Source organism: Inquilinus sp., assembly GCF_057815775.1.
This window is the reverse complement of record NZ_JBYRFX010001023.1, coordinates 1-5,163: the sequence shown is the minus strand read 5'-3', so window position 1 is coordinate 5,163 and position 5,163 is coordinate 1. Positions and strand designations below refer to the sequence as shown.

4 protein-coding genes are annotated in these 5,163 nt (G+C 70.7%); 3 read left to right on the top strand and 1 reads right to left on the bottom strand.

The window, feature by feature from the left end; all coding sequences use genetic code 11:
- The 3 genes from AC3XYG_RS36600 to AC3XYG_RS36590 form a co-directional block, all read left to right on the top strand.
- On the top strand, positions 1-2,232 hold a 2,232-nt coding region (locus tag AC3XYG_RS36600; RefSeq protein ID WP_489144826.1), incomplete at its 5' end, for a [protein-PII] uridylyltransferase.
- Entirely contained in the window at positions 2,229-3,539 is a 1,311-nt protein-coding gene (locus AC3XYG_RS36595) for a nucleotide sugar dehydrogenase (protein WP_489144825.1), read from the top strand. The genes AC3XYG_RS36600 and AC3XYG_RS36595, both read left to right, overlap by 4 nt.
- Positions 3,539-4,576, top strand: coding sequence for an NAD-dependent epimerase (locus tag AC3XYG_RS36590; protein ID WP_489144824.1), 1,038 nt, complete (start codon positions 3,539-3,541; stop codon positions 4,574-4,576). Before AC3XYG_RS36595 ends, AC3XYG_RS36590 begins: the two co-directional genes overlap by 1 nt.
- A gap of 7 nt (positions 4,577-4,583) precedes the next feature.
- Here AC3XYG_RS36590 and AC3XYG_RS36585 read toward each other — a convergent pair.
- A partial coding sequence (locus AC3XYG_RS36585) for a helix-turn-helix domain-containing protein (RefSeq protein ID WP_489144823.1) occupies positions 4,584-5,163 on the bottom strand: 580 nt, incomplete at its 5' end.

Sequence of the window (5,163 nt, the reverse complement as noted above, 5' to 3'; positions counted from 1 at the left end):
GACACGCTGCGCCGCCGCTTCATCGAGGAGGTGGCGGCCGGCACCGGCGCCGCCTTCACCGAGGCCAAGCTGGGCGAACGCGACACCCGCCACCGCCGCATGGGCGACAGCCGCTATGTGCTGGAGCCAAATGTGAAGGAGGGCAAGGGCGGCTTGCGCGACCTGCAGACCCTGTTCTGGATCGGCAAGTATCTGTACCAGGTCGACGATGTCGACGGCCTCGTCGCCAAGGGCGTGCTGACGGGGGAGGAGGCGCGGCGCTTCCGCCGGTCGCAGAGCTTCCTGCGCGCCGTGCGCTGCCACCTGCACTACCTGACCGGGCGGGCCGAGGACCGGCTGACCTTCGACCTGCAGCCGGAGATCGCGCGCGTCGCCGGCTACACCGACCATGCCGGCGCCAAGGGCGTCGAGCGGCTGATGAAGCACTACTTCCTGGTGGCCAAGGAGGTCGGCAACCTGACCCGCATCTTCTGCGCGGCGCTGGAGGCGGAAAGCCAGCGGCGGCCGAAGCGCGGCCTGGCCTTCCTCGGCTTCGCAGCCCCCATGGTTGATGGGCTGCCGCTGGACGGCGACCGCGTCAGCCTGGCCGGCGAGAAGCAGCTGCGCGACCACCCGATCGACATCATCCGGCTGTTCCGGGTGGCGCAGGCGCGCGACCTCGACATCCATCCGGCGGCGCTGAAGCTGATCACCCGCAACATCGACCTGATTGCGGGGCTGCGCGACGACGCGGAGGCGAACCGCATCTTCCTCGAGATCCTGACGGCGGAGCAGGACCCCGAGATCCCGCTGCGGCGGATGAACGAGGCCGGCGTGCTGGGCCGGTTCGTGCCGGATTTCGGCCGGGTCGTGGCCCAGATGCAGTACGACATGTACCACACGTACACGGTCGACGAGCACACGCTGTTCGCGCTCGGCATCCTGCATCGGATCGAAACCGGCGAGGCGGTGGACACGCTGCCGCTGGCCACCCAGGTGATGCGCAAGACCGGGTCGCGCCGGGCGCTGTACGTCGCCATCCTGTGCCACGACATCGCCAAGGGCCGCGGCGGCGACCATTCCGTGCTGGGCGCGCGGGTGGTGCGCAAGCTCGGCCCCCGCTTCGGCCTGACGCCGGAGGAGACGGAGACGGCGCAGTGGCTGGTGCGCTGGCACCTGCTGCTCAGCGACACCGCCTTCAAGCGCGACATCGAGGATGAGAAGACGCTGCAGGATTTCGTCGCCGCGGTGGAAAGCCCGGAACGGCTGCGCCTGCTGCTGGTGCTGACCGCGGCCGATATCAGCGCCGTCGGCCCCGGCCGGTGGACCGCCTGGAAGGCGACGCTGATGTCCGAACTGTACTACCGGGCGGATGAGCGGCTGTCCGGCGCCGATGAGGGCGTTGGCGTCGAACGCCGGGCGGAACGGGCCAAGGACCTGCTGCGCGAGGCGCTGGCCGACTGGTCCAAGGAAGCGGTCGAGGCCTATCTGGCCAAGGCCAGCCGCGCCTACTGGCTGGCCTTCGACGGCGTCACCCAGGCCCGCCACGCCCGGCTGGTGCGGGCGGCGGAGGAAAAGGCCGACGCCACGCCGCTGGCCATCGACATCCAGGTCGACCAGCAGCGCACCGTGGCCGAGCTGACGATCCACACCGCCGACCATCCCGGCCTGTTTTCGCGCCTGGCCGGCGCCATCGCCGTCTCCGGCGGCACCATCGTCGAGGCCAAGATCTTCACCTTCGCCGACGGCACGGCGCTGGACACCTTCCTGGTGCAGGACGCGGTCGAGGGCGGCGCCTTCGACGCGCCAGAGAAGCTGGCCCGGGTCAGAGTGGCGATCGAGCGCAGCTTGTCCGGCGAGATGAAGATGTCGGCCGAGCTGGAGCGGCGGCACCGCACCTATCCGCGGCTGCATTCCGTCTCGATCGCGCCGCGCGTGCTGATCGACAACGAGGCCAGCCGCACCCACACGGTGATCGAGCTGAACGGTCGCGACCGGCCCGGCCTGCTGCACGCCGTCGGCCGGGCGCTGACCAATCTCGGCCTGCAGATCTCCTCGGCCAAGATCTCGACCTTCGGCGCCCGCGCCGTCGACGTGTTCTACGTCAAGGATGTGTTCGGGCTGAAGATCACCCACGAGACCAAGCTGGCGCAGATTCGCAAGACCATGGGCGAGGTGCTGGCCGACCCGGTGTCCAAGCCGCTGCCGGCGGCGCCCAAGCGGCGGTCGCGCGCACGCCGGTCCGCGGCATGACCGACACGGCATCGGTGTCGGCGCCGCGGGCCGAGCGCATCGCGGTGATCGGCCTCGGCTATGTCGGGCTGCCGGTGGCGCTGGCCTTCGCCCGGCACTTCCCCGGCACCATCGGCTTCGACATCGATCCGGACCGGGTGGCGGGCTTGCGCGCCGGCCGCGACATCACCGGCGAAATCGAGGCCGATGACCTGGCCGGCACCAGCCTGGCGGTCACGGCCGACCCGGCGGACCTCGCCGCCGCAAGCTTTTTCGTCGCCACCGTGCCGACGCCGATCGACAGCGAGCGCCGGCCGGATTTCGGCCCGTTGCTGCGGGCCTGCGAGACCATCGGCCGGGCGCTCAGGCCCGGCGCCGTGGTGGTGTTCGAATCCACCGTCTATCCCGGCGCGACCGAAGAGGTGTGCGGCCCGGCCCTGGCCCGCGCCTCCGGCCTGCGGGCCGGCATCGACTTCGCCCTGGGCTATTCGCCGGAGCGGATCAACCCCGGCGACCGCGAGCACCGGCTGGAGCGGATCGTCAAGGTCGTCTCCGGCCAGGATGCCGCGACGCTGGACCGGGTGGCGGCGGCCTATGGCGCGATCGTCCCGGCCGGCATCCACCGGGCGCCGTCGATCCGCGTCGCCGAGGCGGCGAAGGTGATCGAGAACACCCAGCGCGACCTGAACATCGCGCTGATGAACGAGCTGGCGATGATCTTCGACCGGCTGGGCCTGCAGACGCGGGAGGTGCTCGCCGCCTCTGCCACCAAATGGAACTTCCTGCGGTTCCAGCCCGGGCTGGTCGGCGGCCACTGCATCGGCGTCGACCCCTATTACCTCACTGCCAAGGCCGAGGCGGTGGGCTACCGGCCCGAGATCATCCTGGCCGGCCGCCGCATCAACGACCAGATGGGGGCGTTCCTGGCCGGCAAGCTGGTCAAGGTGCTGGCGCGGCAGGGCCGCACCATCCTCGGCGCCCGGGTCGGCATCCTCGGCCTGACCTTCAAGGAGAACGTGTCGGACCTGCGCAACAGCCGGGTGCCTGACATCATTGCCGAGCTCAAGGGCTACGGCATCGAGCCGGTGATCCACGATCCGCTGGCCGACCCGGACCGGGCGCTGCATGAATACGGCCTGGCCCTGGCCGGCCTCGATGCCTTCCGTGACCTCGACGCGCTGGTGCTGGCCGTGCCGCACCGCGCCTATCTCGACCAGTCCCGGGACGCGCTTTGGGCTTGCCTGCGCGATGGTGGTCTGGTCATGGACGTGAAATCCGCGTTGGATCCGGCTGGTGTGCCGTCCCGCCTGGTCTATTGGAGCCTGTGATGCCTGCCCCGGTCGTTCCTGCTGTCGAGCCCCCCATCCTGGTCACGGGGGCCGCCGGCTTCATCGGCTTCGCCCTGGCGCGGCGGCTGCTCGATGCCGGGCGCCAAGTGGTCGGGGTCGACAATCTCAGCCCCTATTACGACGTGCGGCTGAAGGAAGCGCGACTGGCCCGGCTGGCCGAACAGCCGGGCTTCAGCTTCCGCCGGCTCGACATCGCCGACCGGCCGGGCATGGCCGATTTGTTCGCCGAGGTGAAGCCGGGGCTGGTGGCGCATCTGGCGGCCCAGGCCGGAGTGCGGCATTCGCTGACCCACCCGGAGACCTATGTCGACGCCAATGTCGTCGGCTTCCTCAACGTGCTGGAGGGCTGCCGCCATCACGGCGTGCGCCACCTGGTCTATGCCTCCTCCAGCTCGGTCTATGGCGGCAACACGGCGATGCCGTTCTCGGTGCGCCAGAATGTCGACCATCCGCTCAGCCTCTACGCCGCGACCAAGAAGGCGAACGAGCTGATGGCGCATTGCTATGCCCATCTCTACCGGATGCCGGTCACCGGCCTGCGCTTCTTCACCGCCTATGGCCCGTGGGGCCGGCCCGACATGGCGATGTTCCTGTTCACCCGCGCCATCCTGGAGGGACGGCCGATCGAGGTGTTCAACCACGGCCACATGCTGCGCGACTTCACCTATATCGACGACCTGGTCGAAGGCGTGGCCCGGGTGCTCGACCATGTGCCGCAGCCCGACCCGGCCTGGTCCGGCGATGCGCCGAACCCGGCCACCAGCACCGCGCCCTACCGCCTCTACAACATCGGCAACACCAAGCCGGTGCCGCTGATGGACATGATCGCGGTGCTGGAGCGGGCGCTGGGCCGCGAGGCGCAGAAGATCTTCCGCGAGCTGCAGCCCGGTGACGTGCCGGAGACCTATGCCGATGTGGCGGAGCTGGAGGCGGCGATCGACTTCCACCCGACCACCCCGATCGAGGTCGGCATCCCGCGCTTCGTGGAGTGGTACCGCAGCTTCTACGGCGAATAGGGGCGGCTCAGCCCCGGACCGCGATCCGCCAGGCGCCGGGCGGGGCGCCGAAGGCGGCGCGAAAATGGCGGGTCAGGTGGCTGGGGTGGGTGAAGCCGCAGCCGGCGGCGATGTCGGCCAGCGGCCGGTCGGTGCCGGCCAGCAGCCGGCGGGCGCGGTCCAGCCGCCGGGCCAGCACATAGCCATGCGGCGGCAGCCCGACCGAGGCGCGGAACATCCGGGCGAAATGGGTTTCGGACAGGCCGGCCACCGCGGCCAGCCGGCCCAGCGTCAGCGGCTCGTCCAGCGTTGCCTCGATGAACTCCAGCACCCGGCGGCGGGTCTGCGGCGCCAGCCCGCCATCCAGCGCCGGCGACCGGCGGCGGCGCAGCCGGCTGCCGGCGAGATGGGCCAGGATCTCGTGCCCGGTCTGGGTCGCCGCCAGCCGGTCGCCGGCATCGCTCCAGTCCAGCCCGGTGAAGCCGGCCATCAGCCGCGCCGCCTCGGGGTCGTCGAAGAAGGTCTCGTCCGGCAGCGCCGTCTCGCGGATGTCGGCGTCATGCACGGCGGCGCCGGCCGCGGCCAGGGCCCCGGTGTCGAAATAGAAG

Excerpts from the sequence above, each read along its gene's own strand:
- AC3XYG_RS36595 (WP_489144825.1), top strand. The coding sequence starts at position 2,229 with ATGACCGACACGGCATCGGTGTCGGCGCCGCGGGCCGAGCGCATCGCG.
- AC3XYG_RS36590 (WP_489144824.1), top strand. The coding sequence starts at position 3,539 with ATGCCTGCCCCGGTCGTTCCTGCTGTCGAGCCCCCCATCCTGGTCACG.